The following is a 15,210-nucleotide window of genomic DNA, read 5'->3' as shown; positions in this document are numbered from 1 at the left end:
GGCTTGCCCCACGGTTCGCGATGGCTAACACAATCTTGATGTTCTCGGCCGGGCCGCCTGCGGGCGGCCCGGCCGAGAAAGATCATTGGTGGGACGCCATATCCGGTGGCCAAAGGCCACCGGCATGATGCTTTCGCCTCTCCGAGGCTGTCAGAAGCTGGACGCGCTATGAAGCCGGTACTACGAACGGTGACTGGTGGATAACCGAGCGGCATGCCTTTGTTCGTAGTACCGCCTTTAGGCGGAATCGGCGTCGGTTTCCAGAGCCGGCATATTCCGGCTGAAGAGGGCGCCCAGCTTAGCCGCGGAGCGGCGGCAGATATTTGCCGTGGGGCTTGCCCCACGGTTAGCGATGGCTAACACAATCTTGATGTTCTCGGCCGGGCCGCTCGCAGGCGGCCCGGCCGAGAAAGATCATTGGGGGAACGCCATATCCGGTGGCCAGAGGCCACCGGCATGATGCTTTCGCCTCTCCGAGGCTGTCAGAAGCTGAACGCGCTATGAAGCCGGTACTACGAACGGTGACTGGTGGATGACCGAGCGGTATGCCTTTGTTTGTAGTACCGCCTTTAGGCGGAATCGGCGTCGGTTTCCAGAGCCGGCATATTCCGGCTGAAGAGGGCGCCCAGCTTAGCCGCGGAGCGGCGGCAGATATTTGCCGTGGGGCTTGCCCCACGGTTAGCGATGGCTAACACAATCTTGATGTTCTCGGCCGGGCCGCCCGCAGGCGGCCCGACCGAGAAAGATCATTGGGGGGACGCCATATCCGGTGGCCAGAGGCCACCGGCATGATGCTTTCGCCTCTCCGAGGCTGTCAGAAGTTGGACGCGCTATGAAGCCGGTACTACGAACGGTGACTGGTGGACGGAACTGGCTTGTCATTGCTGCGGACGATTTGTCCCAAACGATCAGCGCAGTGGTACATCGGATCCGTTGACGTCTGATTGAGATGCCAATTGCCAATACACCAGTTCGCCATCGCGGCGGGTGATCAACGCGGGTCGTTGTCTGGCCGGCAATCGACCACGCACTACATCGTACAACTCGCGAAGCATCGATTCATTGTCGCCGTAATAGCTATGCCCCAGCAGGCTGAGATCGATCCCGCTGACATCCACCGTTTCGACACCCGCCACCACCACGATGTTGTCACCGCTTTCACCCGCCCGCGGATAGCCGTGGACCTGTTTCGATGCGATCAAGGCTTGATCGTCCGAGGATGCGTAGAGCGTGACATGATTGGCGACCTTGGTCAGAGGTCCCGCCAAGTCACGACGAAAGCGATCGGCGTCTACGTCCGGGGCTGCCATCACGATGCGATCGAACGGCGGTGGTGACTGCTCGGGCAATTGCCAACTGATCTGCTGCATCGCTGCCACCATCGCTCGGTTCCCCATGCTGTGGGCAACGACATTGATCGACTCGGCACCGCTTTCATTCGCCAGTTCCAACAAGAACTCTCGCAGATGCGTGGTCGTCCATTCGGAATTGTTTTCATCGATCGGATACCCAATCAATGTCCCCTGGCTCGGCCAGGAATAGCAAACCGGCACACCTTCAAACGGCAAGTCGACTGCCATCTGAGCGGTCCGTTGCACCGCGGACTGAAAATCGACGTTGTACCCATGGATGAACAACAGCAGATCACGACGAGGCGACTGCCCCACACGCTCCGCCATACGCTTGCCAAAATCGGCCTGGCCAAGCTCGACCGCCGAAGTCAAAACCATGTGCTCGCTTTGGTCTTCGCGAAACTCGAAACGCAACAAGCTTGGCCGTTCGACCTGTCCACGTTGATGTGAATTCGGGACCGTCACTTCACAAATCCCGCGCGTCAAAACTCCGCGATCGGCGTTGTACGTGACGCCGTGCTTTTCAATATTCGTTTGGCCCATCGTGACGACCGCTGTGGCAAAACAGCCGGCGGCAATTCCGATCAAGGCCGACCCCATCGCCAATTTCGATCGACCACGAAACCAGTTGAACAGTGCGAATCCGAAGGTCATCAACGCAACCAAACAGATCGACATGAACAGCCGCTTCTGACCAGTCACTTCATAGGCCGAAAGTGGCAGAGTCGATCGCGATCGATCCGTGGCATAAAAAACTTCGATCGTCGCGTACCCACCCTCATCGTTCCGAGTCGATCCAGCCGGCAAACTGGACATGGGTTCGTCGAAGCCGTCCGGAGCGCTGGGCATCGGTGCTGGCGCGGACGCGGAGGACGGTGGTGCCTGCATCGCCAACGCTTCGACTCTGGGCTGCTCGATTGCATGCTGCAGGACAGGCTGCGAACCGGGTGATTTCGGAGCCGTTGATTTCGGAGCCGTTGATTTCGGAGCCGCTGATTTCGGAGCCGCTGATCGTGCGGACAATGATTCGAACCGCGACGATCCTGTGATCATCGGTGGCGGCGACATTTCGGTCGCCGTCGCGTCGCGGATAACCGGCGGATTGTCCAGCTGGAAGACCGGCGGCCGTTCTTGAATTTTAACGGCTTGGCCAGATCCGGCTTGGCCCGATCCACCCGATTCGGTCGCCGCCATGTGGTCTGCCGACATGTGATCTGCGGGGCCGGTTTCCGGGATGGTTTGCGAACTCGGCGGCCGCTGCTGGGCTGATTCTTCTGCGTTGCTGCACCCCACCAAGACGCTAATCCAGACGACGGCCAGCGGCAGCCACCACGCTGCGGTCGCCTTCGCTGGGGGCCTAGCATTTGGTGATTCGTAGGAAAACATCATTCCAGCTACCTGTCGGTGGACTTGCAAAAGACGGCCGCTCGCGACGATTGAGCAGCATTTTGATACCACAAAAGCCGCTGAAAAGTCGACGTCAATCTGATCCGCGCCAACCGCCGACGTCGTTTTGCCGACCACCCATCCTGACGCCCCTGCAAACCGAGCGTCCGGCCTGTCAAACTCGCGACGCCGGTGACCTAGCAAACGTCGATCGATAGAGGCCTGCCAGCAAGGTGGGCGATCTGCGCGGCTGGCGCAATCGTTACAACCGCCTCCAAAAACCTGCAAGAAACTGTCAAACAATCCGGATTGCTGAAACTTTCCGACCTAAGCAAGATTTGCCGGGTATGTTTCAGTTGCTGGCCACATCGGGGGATCGAGGGCCACGCATCCTTGTCTTTTCCTCATCGCTTCGACGCAATTCAATCGATGAATTTGCGGAGTAACGCCAAAATGAATCATGCCCCCGCTACCGATTCGCAACAGTCCGAAGGTTTCTTCCGATGCCCCATCGCGTCGGATCACCGTCAGGCCACTATCCATGTTGGACGAAAGAAAACGAAAGCTGAAGTCCAAGAGACTTCGATCGACGGTTTCACGGTTCTAGTCGCACCGAACTACGCCGCGATGCTGAAGATCAGCCAGCGTTGGGTCCTGCATTACGAGGGTGCAAAGATTGAAGTCCACCCTCAATGGATGTTCAATTCACCCGACGGACATGTCCAACTTGGACTGCGTCGTCTGCGAGACCTGACCCCACCGCCGAAACGAAAGAAATCGATTCTTTCCCGCTACGGTGGCCGCCAATACGACGACCCCAGCTACTCAGCCGCTGCCTTTGGCGGATTCGTGCTATTCCTGTTCACCCTGATGGCTTTGCCTGGTCTCGGTGACCGGTTGGGAACGTCCACTCGCATCCAAACCGCGTTCCAGTGGATTTTGGCGGAATTGAATCAAACGTTGAATCAATTCCTGTAACCGCCCGGTTGCCCCAAACGGCACACCAAGGCATCGCCGCTGCACCGAGTCGCCGGTTCAGGTCACGAGCAATCTTTGACCTGATCCCGCTGGACCGCGGATTCGATGATCTGCAAGGTTCTGTCCAAGACTTCATCCGGACTCATTCCGTCGGTGTCCAGCGTGACGGCATCGTCAGCCGGTCGCAGCGCACCCACTGGGCGACAACGGTCCTCGGCATCCCGTCGATCCTGGGCTGCGATCACATCCTCGATCGCCATGTGTCGTCCTGCATCGGCCAATTGTTGGTGGCGACGCAGCGCGCGTTCGTGCGGTGACGCGGTCAGAAAGATTTTGCAATCGGCGTCCGGAAACACATCGGTTCCCTGATCGCGTCCTTCGGTCACGATGCTTCGGCCGGCGGCGATGCGGCGTTGTTGCAGCGTCAATTGCCGACGAACGTCCGGCAGATCAGCCAAGTAGCGGATCGCCCCGGTGACTGTCGGAGTGCGAATTTCTTCGGTGACGTCGACCCCGTTCAACGAGATCCGACACCCCTTCCACTTCAAATCCGCGGTACCGGCGAAAGCAACCAGTGCGTCGACGTCCGAAAATTCGATTTGAGCTCGGATCGCCCCCAGCGTGACGGCACGGTACATCGCCCCGGTGTCCAGGAACTCGAAACCCAATCGGTCAGCGACCTGGCGAGCAATGCTGCTTTTCCCAGCCCCGGCGGGACCATCGATTGTCACGATCACTTATTCTGCTCCGCGGTTTCCTGACTGATCACCATGCGGTCAACACGCTGCGTTAGTGCAGCCAGGGCTAATTGGACTTTATCGGTTTCCTGGCCCGGATCATGCTTGAAGCCCGCTGATCCATCAAGGTGCCCACTCGCCGTTGGCCCCTCCAAGGTCGCCTGGCTGTCGCGATTGCCGGGGCGTCCAAAGCGAAGTCGATAGAACGCATCGGTCAAAATGGATAGCGGTTCATCGTCCGATGGTGCATCGGATTCCCGAAATCGCTCGGTCGCATCGACCGCCAATTCGTTAGGTGTCTGGGCACTTTTTCGATAGATACCGATGCGTTCCAGTTGATCCAAAGTCTGACGATAAAAATCGATGGACGGGCGGGCAACGGGATTGGATTCCAATTGTCCCATCCGTCGTCGCACCCAAGCCGGTGTCGGCAACCGGAACAAGATGACCGCCAACAGTGCCAACCCAAATCCCAACACCGCCGCCGGCCAAGAAAACAGATTGCCACTTGCCAGCGATCCGCCGCCCAATTCACCGGCCCGAACTCGCCCCACCACGGTGCTTAATCGTTCCACAAACTGGGCGTACGATCGGTGCAATGGATTGACCGCTGGACTGCCCAGGAATGCCTGTTCTTGTCGGCTGCCGTCCATGTCCACCACGTAGTCGTCCCACATGCTTTGCGCCATGTCGAACACCTGCCCGACACCGCCCGCTTCCGTGCGAGTACGTCCGGTTCCGGGAGTCGGATCCAAACGGAGCCAGTATTTTTCCGACTCGGGCTGCCCGTAGACCGTTCGATTGTCATCCAGTTGGTCACGATCGATCAGCGCCTCGACCCACGCGTGAGCATGCAGTTGTCGGGCAACGTAGTGAGATCCGATTTCGTTGTATTCATCGGTGTGATAGCCAACGACGACGCGAGCGGGAATGTTCTGACTTCGCAACATCATCACCAAAGCCGACGAAAAATACTGGCAATGCCCGCGTTTATCGATCAACAAAAATTGCTCGATTGGATCCATCCCCGGATACGTTTCAGCATCCAGATTTAGCGTGTACTGAAACTCGCCGCTGGACGCGAAATATCGTTCCATGTTCCGCGCGGCCCGGTAGTCTGTGACGGGGTTGCCGTCGACCGACCTCGCCAGCCGCGTGGCTAATGATTCTGCGGTCGGTATCGATTCGCGATCGAATTGCAACAGATCGCTGATGTACCCTTCGATCCTCTGTTGCTCGTTGACTTGGGCACGGCGACGCTCGGCCTGATCCAGCGCGTCACGCCGGTCGCCCAACTGCCGGCCCTGCCTATTCCTATTCAAATTCGATGACTGGGTCGTCCCGGATGACGGGGTCGTCTCTGAAGCCCCCGCAGTTCGGCCAGCCAATGGAACATCAGCCACCTGATAGGCCGTTAGATCGCTCTGGTTGCCACGGTTGAACGCGTGAGTGCCAAAATTGTAGGTCATGCGAGGAAACGACATGCCATTGCCATCGCTGCGTTGGAGCGTCCAACGATCCCAACAGTGATCGATATCGGAATCCTTTTTGGCATGGAAATAGGGAGCAACCGCAAACAAGGCACTGCTGCGCGACGACTCGCAAACCACCGAGACATTGACGGCATCAAAGAAGTTTTCGTCGGTGCTGCGCCGCGTGATGAACTCCCGCGGCAATCGATTGGATGTCAAAACGGCCGCAATGCCCAGCTCGCTCCAAGTTGCTGATGTTTTCCGGCCACTAAACTGAGGCGTGTATCGCTCCATCACCCGACCACGAAGGTAGAAACCATCGTTGACCTTGTACGGAGTCCCCGTGGCACGGTCGGTCAGCTTCACCCGCATCGCGATGGCCGAACTTTGCATCATCTGGCCGATCTGTTCTAGCCTTAGCTTGTCACTAAAGCCGACCAGGGCGTTGCCTCGGCTGATACCTCTGGCCGCTTGGGTTGTTCGCGGCAACGCATAGAAAAAGATGGCCCCCACGATCAACACCGATGGTGCGACGGCGAACATGGCGATTCGCGGCAACCGCGTCGCAGTACGGAACAAGCCAGCCACCGAATCGGGCGCCGAAACCTGGATATTGGGTCGTGTCTTGCTACGGCGGCTAGGCCCCACCCCGTCATCATCGTCGTCGTCCAGCCCTGTATCGGCCAACAACCCGTCCGAGGCTGACACGGCCGATAACGAACTCAGCGCCCAAGCGGCGACGATGCCGATTGGAATCAGCAACAAACCAAAGTTGATCGCGTTGTTAAACACGGCAGCGACGACTAGTTCCAACATGCAGAACACGCCCAACTGTTCCAAGATCCGGCGCGTCTTCCGCTGCAGCATCAGGATCCCCTGCACAAACACCAACAGTTGAGCAACAGCCTCCATCTGATGATTGCCCGCGGCGTCGAAGTCCGCAAAATCGCTGACACAGTACAGTGCCGCTAAACCCATCGCGGCATAGGCAGCGATCGGCGGCAACGCGAACAGTTCCAGCCAATCGACAAACACATAACCAAACACGGCTAGAAAAACAGCGATCGCGGTGACCGATTCCATCGATGTGCCGGACGTCAGCACCAATCCGCCCAAACACGAAAGGACTGCGAAATAGAATTTTAAACGGGCCCCAATTCGGCGTGAATCTTGATCCGTCTTTGCGGTCTGATCGCTCATGCCGATACCTCCGAACCCGATTTCGATGGGGTGGACGGGGCCCGACCAAAACCTGGTTTCCCTGTCCCGGTTTCGGTTCGATCTTCATCCGCCACCTTGCTGTAGTTGGCGTCTCGGGCGACCCAGCGGTCCAGTTCACGATTGCTAACATCCAACCACCGGAACGAACCGCGCCGGGTCCACGGCGCGATCGCCTCGGCCAACTTCGGATCCGAACGCTTGGCTTCCGCCATCGATCGTGGGCTGATGACGATCAAATCCTGTGTATTGCCGACGATCCGCAACGTGCGGCGGGCAGCCTCGTGAACGCTGGGCAGGGCGCTGGGGACAACGTCCGCCAACAATTCAAGCATTCGTCGCTTGCCGACGACCGATCCCGATCCGATGATCGCTTCGGATTCATCGGCGGCGATGGCCAAGACCACTCGATTCGACGGCGAATTGATCAGGTGCACCATGATCGTGGCCGCCAAACTGATCGCCATTTCAACATCCGCAGACGGATCAGGATCCAGTGGATCGTGTTCCTTGGATCGCGGATCTTTGCTGAGCCAACCGGTGGATCCAGCGGTCGTCGGGGCGTCCTGAAAAGCATCCACCAAAATACAGACATCGAACCGACGTTGCTGTTCGAATTGGCGAACGATGGGCTCGCCGATCCGCGCGGTGGTCCGCCAATGGATCCACTTGGGGCTATCGCCGGTCTGCCATTCTCGCAGCCCAAAAAAATCACCCTCGCTTGGCCCGCTGCGTTGTCCCGTCGTTGCCATCCCGCCCGAACGGCTGATCAAACGCGCCCGCCAATCCCCCCGCAGCGTCAACAGTTCGGGAAACACATGCAACGGTTCAAAGTCATCATTGATTTCTAACGATCGAAACAACGAAAACGGAAACGTCGTCATCAGCTGGATCGGCCCAAATCGGTAGCGTCCACGTCGACGAACCACACAATCACAGTAGGGTTGAACCGTTTGATTCGGCGAAATCACGCCCGCCGCGCACACCGCAGCAGCTTGATCGACCTTATCGACCGATTCGATTCGATCTTCGACTCGCATCATCCAAACCGGCATCCACCGGCTGTGATTGCGAAGCAGGTATCGAATCCGAAACGACTTCCCGGCGAACGCTTCGGTCGGCAGACGCCGCGTCACGGACACCGATTCCACCGACCGCTTGGACCATCGCCACTGCATGATCAATGCACCGACCAACAATCCAGCCAGCACGAGCAACAGATTGAACCCGCGCAGTGCGCCACCCAAAACGGCGAACGAACTGACAAACAGAAAATGGAATCCCAACCGGGTCAGACGGTGCTTTCGTCTTGGTTCAGATCGGCGAGTCGATTTCACGTGACAGACATCCCCGAAGAAGACAAAAGTGCGACACTGGCCAGCGTTTCCATCCTAACACCCACGCCAACGTCCCGTATGCCACGCAGCCGGCGGCTTGTTGATCTTTGGTCCGCTAAACCGGGACGGGCACCTGTTGCAACAGATCCGCCAATTGGGTCTCGACCGCCTCGCGACTGGCGCCTTGGAAAATCCCCTCTGGCAACACGCGGTGCGATAGCGACGGAACCGCCAAAGCCTTGATGTCGTCCGGGGTCACAAAGTCCCGGTTCTCCGTCAGCGCCCGCGCCTGGCATCCGCGATAGAAACTGAGTGCTCCACGAGTGCTGACGCCCACTTGAAATCCATCATGGTTCCGAGTCGCTTCGACGATGTCTAGCAAATAGTCCACCAGTGTTTCGTCAAAGCGAATCTCGCGCACCAAACGCTGGGCAGTCATGATTCCCTCGACACCGATCACGGCGTCCAAAGAATCGACCGGTTCGCCCATCCGGTGAGTCAACATCACCTGTTGTTCAGTTTCGCGGCTGGGGTATCCAATCGAAGTACGCAGCAGGAATCGATCCAGCTGACTTTCCGGCAACGCGTAGGTTCCCTCGAACTCGAACGGGTTCTGAGTCGCCACGACGATGAACGGCTTGGGCAGCGGGTGCGTTTTTCCGTCGATCGAAACCTGGCCTTCGCTCATCGCTTCCAACAACGCCGACTGCGTCCGCGGCGGAGCCCGGTTGATTTCGTCCGCCAAAATGACGTTGGCAAAAATCGGGCCCGGGCTAAATTCGAACTCACGCGTATCGGATCGATAGATCATGCTGCCGGTAATGTCGCTGGGCAGCAGGTCGGGCGTGAACTGCAAACGCGAAAAACTGCCATGGATGCTCTGCGCAAGCGCCTTCGCTGCCAAGGTCTTGCCGACCCCCGGAACGTCTTCCAACAGAACATGTTCGCCCGCCAACAGGGCAACCGTCAACATCTGCACCACGTCGGGCTTTCCCAGTACCACGCGTTCAATGTTCTGACGCAGTGAACGTGAGGTCTCGTACGCTTCCTGCGACATCGGCATGAATTTCTCGTGCATGTGAAAAGTGTCTTCGATCAGCGGCGCCGCGCTCGATCTGCGATTCCATCGGGCCGCCGGGCGACAAGATATCATATCCAGCAAATCACCCAGATTCTATCGGGGACGATTGGTACCGCGATGGACCGCCGCTGGTGATTTCGCATGGGCTGACCTATTCTGCTGGGCGGCAGCCACCGGCGTCCACCGCACGCCTGGCAGTCCCTCCCGTATTCATTTATCGCCACACGAATTGATCGATGTCTGACCAAGCTGAACTGGACCTGTCCAAATACGAATGGAACCTGATCGTTCGCAATATGCGAGTCGACGATCATGCTGCACTGGTGGAAATGCAGGCGAAGTGCTTTCCCGGTATGGAACTGTGGACCGAAGATCAGATCAAAAGCCAGATCAAGAATTTCCCAGAAGGCCAGATCTGTATCGAATGCGACGGGAAACTTGTCGCGTCCTCCAGCAGCCTGTTGCTGGATTACGACGACGACCTGGAATGGCACGATTGGAAAAAAACCTCGGACAACGGATCCATCCGCAATCACAGGGATTCCGGCGACACGATGTACGGCATCGAAATCATGGTCGACCCGGCGTACCGTGGCAATCGACTGTCCCGCCGACTCTACGACGCGCGAAAGGAACTGTGTCGGCAACGCAACATCGCTCGCATGATCATCGGTGGTCGGATTCCCGGCTACCATCAACATGCCGACCAAATGAGCGCACGGGAATACATCGAGCGCGTCGTCGAAAAGTCGATTTTCGATCCTGTTTTGACCGCACAGATTGCCAATGGATTTTCGGTCCAAGGCCTGATCGAAGACTACCTTCCATCGGACCATCAAAGCTGTGGCTATGCGACATTTCTAGAGTGGAAAAACATCGACCTGAAACGCAAATCGACAGGCAGGCGTTTTCGTCGCAACGTCGACCTGGTGCGCATCGGCGCCGTTCAGTACCAGATGCGCAGCGTCACCGACTTTGACGACTTCGCCAAATACGCGCGATACTTTGTCGACGTGGCCGGGGACTACAAGTGCGACTTCTTGCTGTTCCCTGAACTGTTCACCACTCAGTTGCTTTCGTGTTTGCCACCGCAACGTCCCGGAAGCGCGGCGCGTGCGTTGTCCGAGTTCACGCCACAGTACTTGGAACTGTTCACCGAAATGGCGGTCGCGTTCAACACCAACATCATCGGTGGATCACATTTTGTTGTCGAAGACGAAACGCTTTACAACATTTCGTATCTGTTCCGACGCGACGGCAGCATCGAAAAACAATACAAGCTGCACATCACGCCCAGCGAAAAACGGTGGTGGGGTGTGTCGGGCGGCGACGCGGTCGAAGTCTTCGATACCGATTGTGGCAAGATCGCCATCCAGGTCTGCTACGACTGCGAATTCCCCGAACTTTCCCGGATCGCGGCAGCCAAGGGTGCCAACATCATCTTCGTCCCGTTCAACACGGACACTCGCGATGGTTATCTGCGTGTCCGCGCCTGCGCTCAGGCCCGCTGTATCGAAAATCATGTCTACACGGCGATCGCGGGATGTACCGGGAACCTGCCCGCCGTCGAAAACGCCGACATTCACTATGCCCAATCCGCGATTTTCACCCCGTCGGACGTCACCTTTGCCCGCGATGCCATCGGAGCCGAAGCGAATACGAATATTGAGATGGTGATCATTCACGATGTCGATCTAGAATTGCTTCGTCGACACCGCGTCCAGGGCAGCGTTCTGAACTGGAACGACCGTCGACTGGATTTGTACGGCGTTCGATACCACGCCGAAAACAGAGAACTGTGACATCCCACCCGGCCTAGCGACCGGCCATCCCCGTTGGCCCCATCGCTTCGGGACGGCATTCGCGGCGAAGTCTGTTGGCGCCGAAACGGGCAACCTTCCCATGGGTTCCCACTGTCCCTATCCCCCACCGTTCCTGTCCCCCACCGTTCCTGTCCCCCACCGTCCCTGACCACCCACCGTCCCTGACCACCCAACGTCCCTGACCACCCAACGTCCATTGCCACATCCAGGTGCTTGATTGAAACAATCGTTTCTCGTCGGCGTTATGGCCGCAATGTTGTTGTGGCATTCATTCGGGTGGGCCGATGTACCGGTAACGATGACGCTGGATCAAGCCGGCGGGGCCCATGTCGTACGGCCCGCTGCCAGTCCCTATCCGCGGCTGGCGGCCGAGTTCGAACCGACTCGGTTGCTGATGTTCGGCGTCGCTGACTGGCAACCCCACCACCGCGAAATCCTGATCGAAGTGGCCCACAAGACCGCCGGTCATGCCAATGTGATGGTGTTGTGCAACGACACCTGGCAGATCAAAGACACCACCGCTTGGTTGCTGGAATCGGGCAACGACTTTCCGCATGTGTATTTTTGTGAGATACCGCTAGACACGGTTTGGCTGCGCGACTTTGGCCCGATGTTTGCGCAGACCGCCACGGGTATCCAAGCACTGGACTTCTACTACGAGGGGACACGCCCCAAAGACGATGGACTGCCTCTGGTTTGGGCCCGCCGGACGGGGATCCAGTATGTCGAGGTCCCGTGGACGCTGCAGGGCGGTAACTTGATCAGCAACGGTCAAGGAATCGGGTTGACGACCAACCGGATCTTTGAAGACAACCACATCACCTTTCCCAGTCCGTTGCCGCAGATGAACGTCCAGTTCGAACGCCGCAAAATGGTCGTCGACCAATTCGTCAAGTTCTGTAACCTGAACCAACTGGCCGTGCTGGAACCGTTGCAGTCCGAATCGACCCAGCACGTCGACATGTTCGCCACGTTCCTGTCGGCAGCGGATGTCTTGGTGGCCCAACTGGACCGGCACGCCGACCCGATCAACGCAGCGATCTTGGACCGAAATGCGGCTCGATTGTCCAAACTGGTTGTCGGCCAGCAACCGATGCGAGTTCACCGGATCGACATTCCGGTTCGCGAAGGCACGTCGTGGAGCGCGTACACCAACATCGTAATCTCGGGCGACCTCGTGCTGATGCCGATCTTCAACAGTGACCCACCGAACATGATTCAGTCCGCAGTGGCGGCCTACCGACGCCTGCTGCCCAACCATACGGTGGAAACGATCGACATGACCAGCATGAAGCAGTTGCAGGGTGAACTGCACTGTCTGTCGCTGCACGTGCCTGCGATGGCACCAATGCCGGACCGGATCTATCCGTTCGCAAACTCGGTTCAGGCCTATTTCCCAGAACATTTGGCCCCGCCCGCGGTGGCCCCCGAAGCGGAATCGCAACCCGAGTTCTGATTCCGGTGGTCCCCAACACAGTTGCCAACAGATGCTAAACTTCGGTTCGCTCGATTTCGCGCATTCACTATTTCGCGCTTTTACTTCCACCGACACATAGGACGCCGATTTCGTGATGTTACGCCCGTACCTGATGCCCGCGATTTTGATTTTGCTGACTCCGGCCGTCTCATTTTCGGATGACGATCCGGCCCCGCAAAAATCGCTTTCGAAAGGAAAGACCGCCACGATGGATCTCGACACGCCGCTACTAAAACCATGGACAGGCCCCTATGACGGTGTGCCGCCATGGACGTCGGTTCGTACCGAAGAGTTCATTCCGGCATTCGATATCGCGATCGAGCGGGCTGATCAAGAAATCAACGCGATCGCCGATAACCCGCAACCGGCGACGTTCGAAAACACCATCCTGGCACTGGAGAATGCGGGCCAGGATCTACGTCGTCTGGAATCGATGTTCTTTGTTCATGCATCCAACCTGAACGTGGGACCGATTCCTGATATCGAAAAGAGCGTGGTGCCGAAATTGTCGGTTCACGAAGACAGTATCTACCAAAACCAAAAGCTGTTCGAACGAATCAGCGCAGTGCACGATAGCGACGCCATGAAGGACAAGACCTTCACCTTGGCCCAACAACGTCTGGTCGATGATTTGTTCAAGACGTTCATCCGCAAAGGTGCCCGGCTTAGCAATTCGGACAAGGCAAGACTGTCTCAGATCAACACGCGACTGGCTCGTTTGTTCACGGAATTCAGCCAGAATGTGCTGGAAGATGAAAAAGGGTACGTCACCTGGATTGACGACGAAGCGAAACTGACCGGTTTGCCCGACAGTGTCGTCGACGCAATGGCCTCGGCCGCCAAGGAACGATCCAATCTCAACGGCCAGTGGGCAGTCACCAACACTCGCTCGTCGATGGATCCCGTGTTGACCTACGCCGATGACCGCGGGCTTCGTGAAGTTGTTTGGCGCAACTATTACAACCGCGGCGACAATGGCGATGAACACGACAACAACGCGATCATTTCCGAGATCCTGAAACTGCGTGCGGCGCGAGCCAAATTGCTGGGCTACCCCACGCACGCCCATTGGCGAATGGAACCAACGATGGCCAAGGATCCGCAGGCGGCGATGGACCTGATGATGAAGGTTTGGCCCAAGGCGGTCGCGCGAGTCAAAGAAGAAGTCGCCGATATGCAGACGATCGCAGACGCCGAAACGACGGCCGGACAATCGATCAAGATCGAACCCTGGGACTATCGCTATTACGCCGAAAAAGTTCGCAAGGACAAGTACGACTTGGACCTGAACGAAGTCAAACCGTACATGCAGTTGGATAAACTTCGCGAAGCCATGATGTGGGCGGCCGGACGTTTGTACGGATTGCAGTTCAAGCAAGTTTCGGGGCTGCCCGTGTTCCATCCCGATGTCACGGTTTGGGAAGTCAGCAAAGCCGACGGTTCATTGGCAGGCCTGTGGTACCTAGATCCATTCGCCCGCGAAGGAAAACGTAGCGGTGCTTGGATGACCGACTACCGCGAACAGCAGAACGTGACGTCCGAGATCCGGCCGATCGTTTCTAACAATTCGAACTTTGTGAAATCCGGTGACGGCGCCACCCTGATCTCGTGGGACGACGCAGTCACGCTGTTCCACGAATTTGGACATGCCTTGCACAGCCTATTGTCGGACGTCAAATACCGATCCCAAGCCGGTACGAATGTTGCGCGTGACTATGTCGAATTCCCGTCACAGGTCAACGAACACTGGTTGGACACTCCCGAAGTGTTGAACCAGTTTGCAGTCCACTACAAAACCGGCGAACCATTGCCTCAAGAATTGATCGACAAAATCAAAAAGGCATCCACGTTCAACAAGGGATTCGACACGGTGGAGTATTTGGCCAGTGCCCTGATGGACATGAAACTGCACCTGGCCGGTGACGCCGACATCGATCCCGACAAGTTCGAACGGGAAACGTTGGCCCAGATGGGGATGCCATCCGAACTGCCGATGCGTCACCGAACGCCCCACTTTGCGCACATCTTCAGCAGCGACAGCTACTCGGCCGGTTACTACAGCTATCTGTGGGCCGACGCGTTGACCGCCGACGCGGCCGAACGATTTGTCGAAGCGGGCAGCTTCTATGACGAGGAAGTCGCCAAGAGCCTGTACCAGAATGTCATGAGCGTCGGAGATACGATCGATCCCGCCGAAGGATTTCGCCGCTTCCGCGGACGCGACGTCGACACCGGCGCACTGCTAAGAAAACGCGGTTTCCCCGTCGAGTAGCATCCGACCCGCAGCAGAGTAGTCGAGGATCAGCCAAGGCTACGAGCCCGTCCAAGAAAACGGGCCTCGTAGCCCCC

At 57.6% G+C, this 15,210-nt stretch carries 9 protein-coding genes; 4 read left to right on the top strand and 5 right to left on the bottom strand.

The annotated features are described in order from the left end of the window. Window positions 1–908: 908 nt before the first annotated feature. Window positions 909–2,741, bottom strand: coding sequence for an alpha/beta hydrolase (locus K227x_RS12440; RefSeq protein ID WP_145169844.1), 1,833 nt, complete (start codon window positions 2,739–2,741; stop codon window positions 909–911). A 450-nt stretch (window positions 2,742–3,191) separates the two neighbouring features. On the opposite strand from K227x_RS12440, the gene K227x_RS12435 reads away from it, so the two are divergent. Continuing rightward, window positions 3,192–3,716 (top strand): hypothetical protein, encoded by a 525-nt coding sequence (locus K227x_RS12435; RefSeq protein ID WP_145169842.1) that lies wholly within the window; start codon window positions 3,192–3,194, stop codon window positions 3,714–3,716. A 62-nt stretch (window positions 3,717–3,778) separates the two neighbouring features. On the opposite strand, the gene cmk is transcribed toward K227x_RS12435, so the two are convergent. The 4 genes from cmk to K227x_RS12415 all read right to left on the bottom strand — a co-directional run bounded on the left by cmk (window position 3,779) and on the right by K227x_RS12415 (window position 9,492). Then, entirely contained in the window at window positions 3,779–4,453 is a 675-nt protein-coding gene (gene cmk, locus K227x_RS12430; protein ID WP_145169840.1) for a (d)CMP kinase, read from the bottom strand. Continuing rightward, on the bottom strand, window positions 4,450–7,125 hold the full coding sequence (locus K227x_RS12425) for a transglutaminase TgpA family protein (RefSeq protein ID WP_145169839.1): 2,676 nt from the start codon (window positions 7,123–7,125) through the stop codon (window positions 4,450–4,452). Before K227x_RS12425 ends, cmk begins: the two co-directional genes overlap by 4 nt. Then, window positions 7,122–8,480 (bottom strand): DUF58 domain-containing protein, encoded by a 1,359-nt coding sequence (locus K227x_RS12420; protein WP_145169837.1) that lies wholly within the window; start codon window positions 8,478–8,480, stop codon window positions 7,122–7,124. The genes K227x_RS12425 and K227x_RS12420 overlap by 4 nt, the downstream gene beginning before the upstream one ends. Window positions 8,481–8,595: 115 nt before the next feature. Further along, entirely contained in the window at window positions 8,596–9,492 is an 897-nt protein-coding gene (locus tag K227x_RS12415) for an AAA family ATPase (protein WP_145177796.1), read from the bottom strand. Between the two features lie 305 nt (window positions 9,493–9,797). Between K227x_RS12415 and K227x_RS12410 the strand changes: the two genes are divergently transcribed. From K227x_RS12410 to K227x_RS12400, 3 genes are all read left to right on the top strand, one after another. Beyond that, window positions 9,798–11,363 (top strand): carbon-nitrogen hydrolase family protein, encoded by a 1,566-nt coding sequence (locus K227x_RS12410; RefSeq protein ID WP_145169836.1) that lies wholly within the window; start codon window positions 9,798–9,800, stop codon window positions 11,361–11,363. 238 nt (window positions 11,364–11,601) lie between these two features. Further along, window positions 11,602–12,840 (top strand): agmatine deiminase family protein, encoded by a 1,239-nt coding sequence (locus K227x_RS12405; protein ID WP_246146760.1) that lies wholly within the window; start codon window positions 11,602–11,604, stop codon window positions 12,838–12,840. A 115-nt stretch (window positions 12,841–12,955) separates the two neighbouring features. Continuing rightward, complete coding sequence (locus K227x_RS12400) at window positions 12,956–15,133, top strand: M3 family metallopeptidase (protein ID WP_391540447.1); 2,178 nt, start codon at window positions 12,956–12,958, stop codon at window positions 15,131–15,133. Window positions 15,134–15,210: the final 77 nt, after the last annotated feature.

Origin of the sequence: Rubripirellula lacrimiformis (genome assembly GCF_007741535.1) — a bacterium.
GTDB lineage: Bacteria > Planctomycetota > Planctomycetia > Pirellulales > Pirellulaceae > Rubripirellula > Rubripirellula lacrimiformis.
This window is presented reverse-complemented; position numbering and strand designations above follow the sequence as displayed.

Coding starts and splice junctions, on each gene's coding strand:
- K227x_RS12440 (WP_145169844.1), bottom strand. CDS start 2,741: ATGATGTTTTCCTACGAATCACCAAATGCTAGGCCCCCAGCGAAGGCG.
- K227x_RS12435 (WP_145169842.1), top strand. CDS start 3,192: ATGAATCATGCCCCCGCTACCGATTCGCAACAGTCCGAAGGTTTCTTC.
- K227x_RS12425 (WP_145169839.1), bottom strand. CDS start 7,125: ATGAGCGATCAGACCGCAAAGACGGATCAAGATTCACGCCGAATTGGG.
- K227x_RS12410 (WP_145169836.1), top strand. CDS start 9,798: ATGTCTGACCAAGCTGAACTGGACCTGTCCAAATACGAATGGAACCTG.
- K227x_RS12400 (WP_391540447.1), top strand. CDS start 12,956: ATGTTACGCCCGTACCTGATGCCCGCGATTTTGATTTTGCTGACTCCG.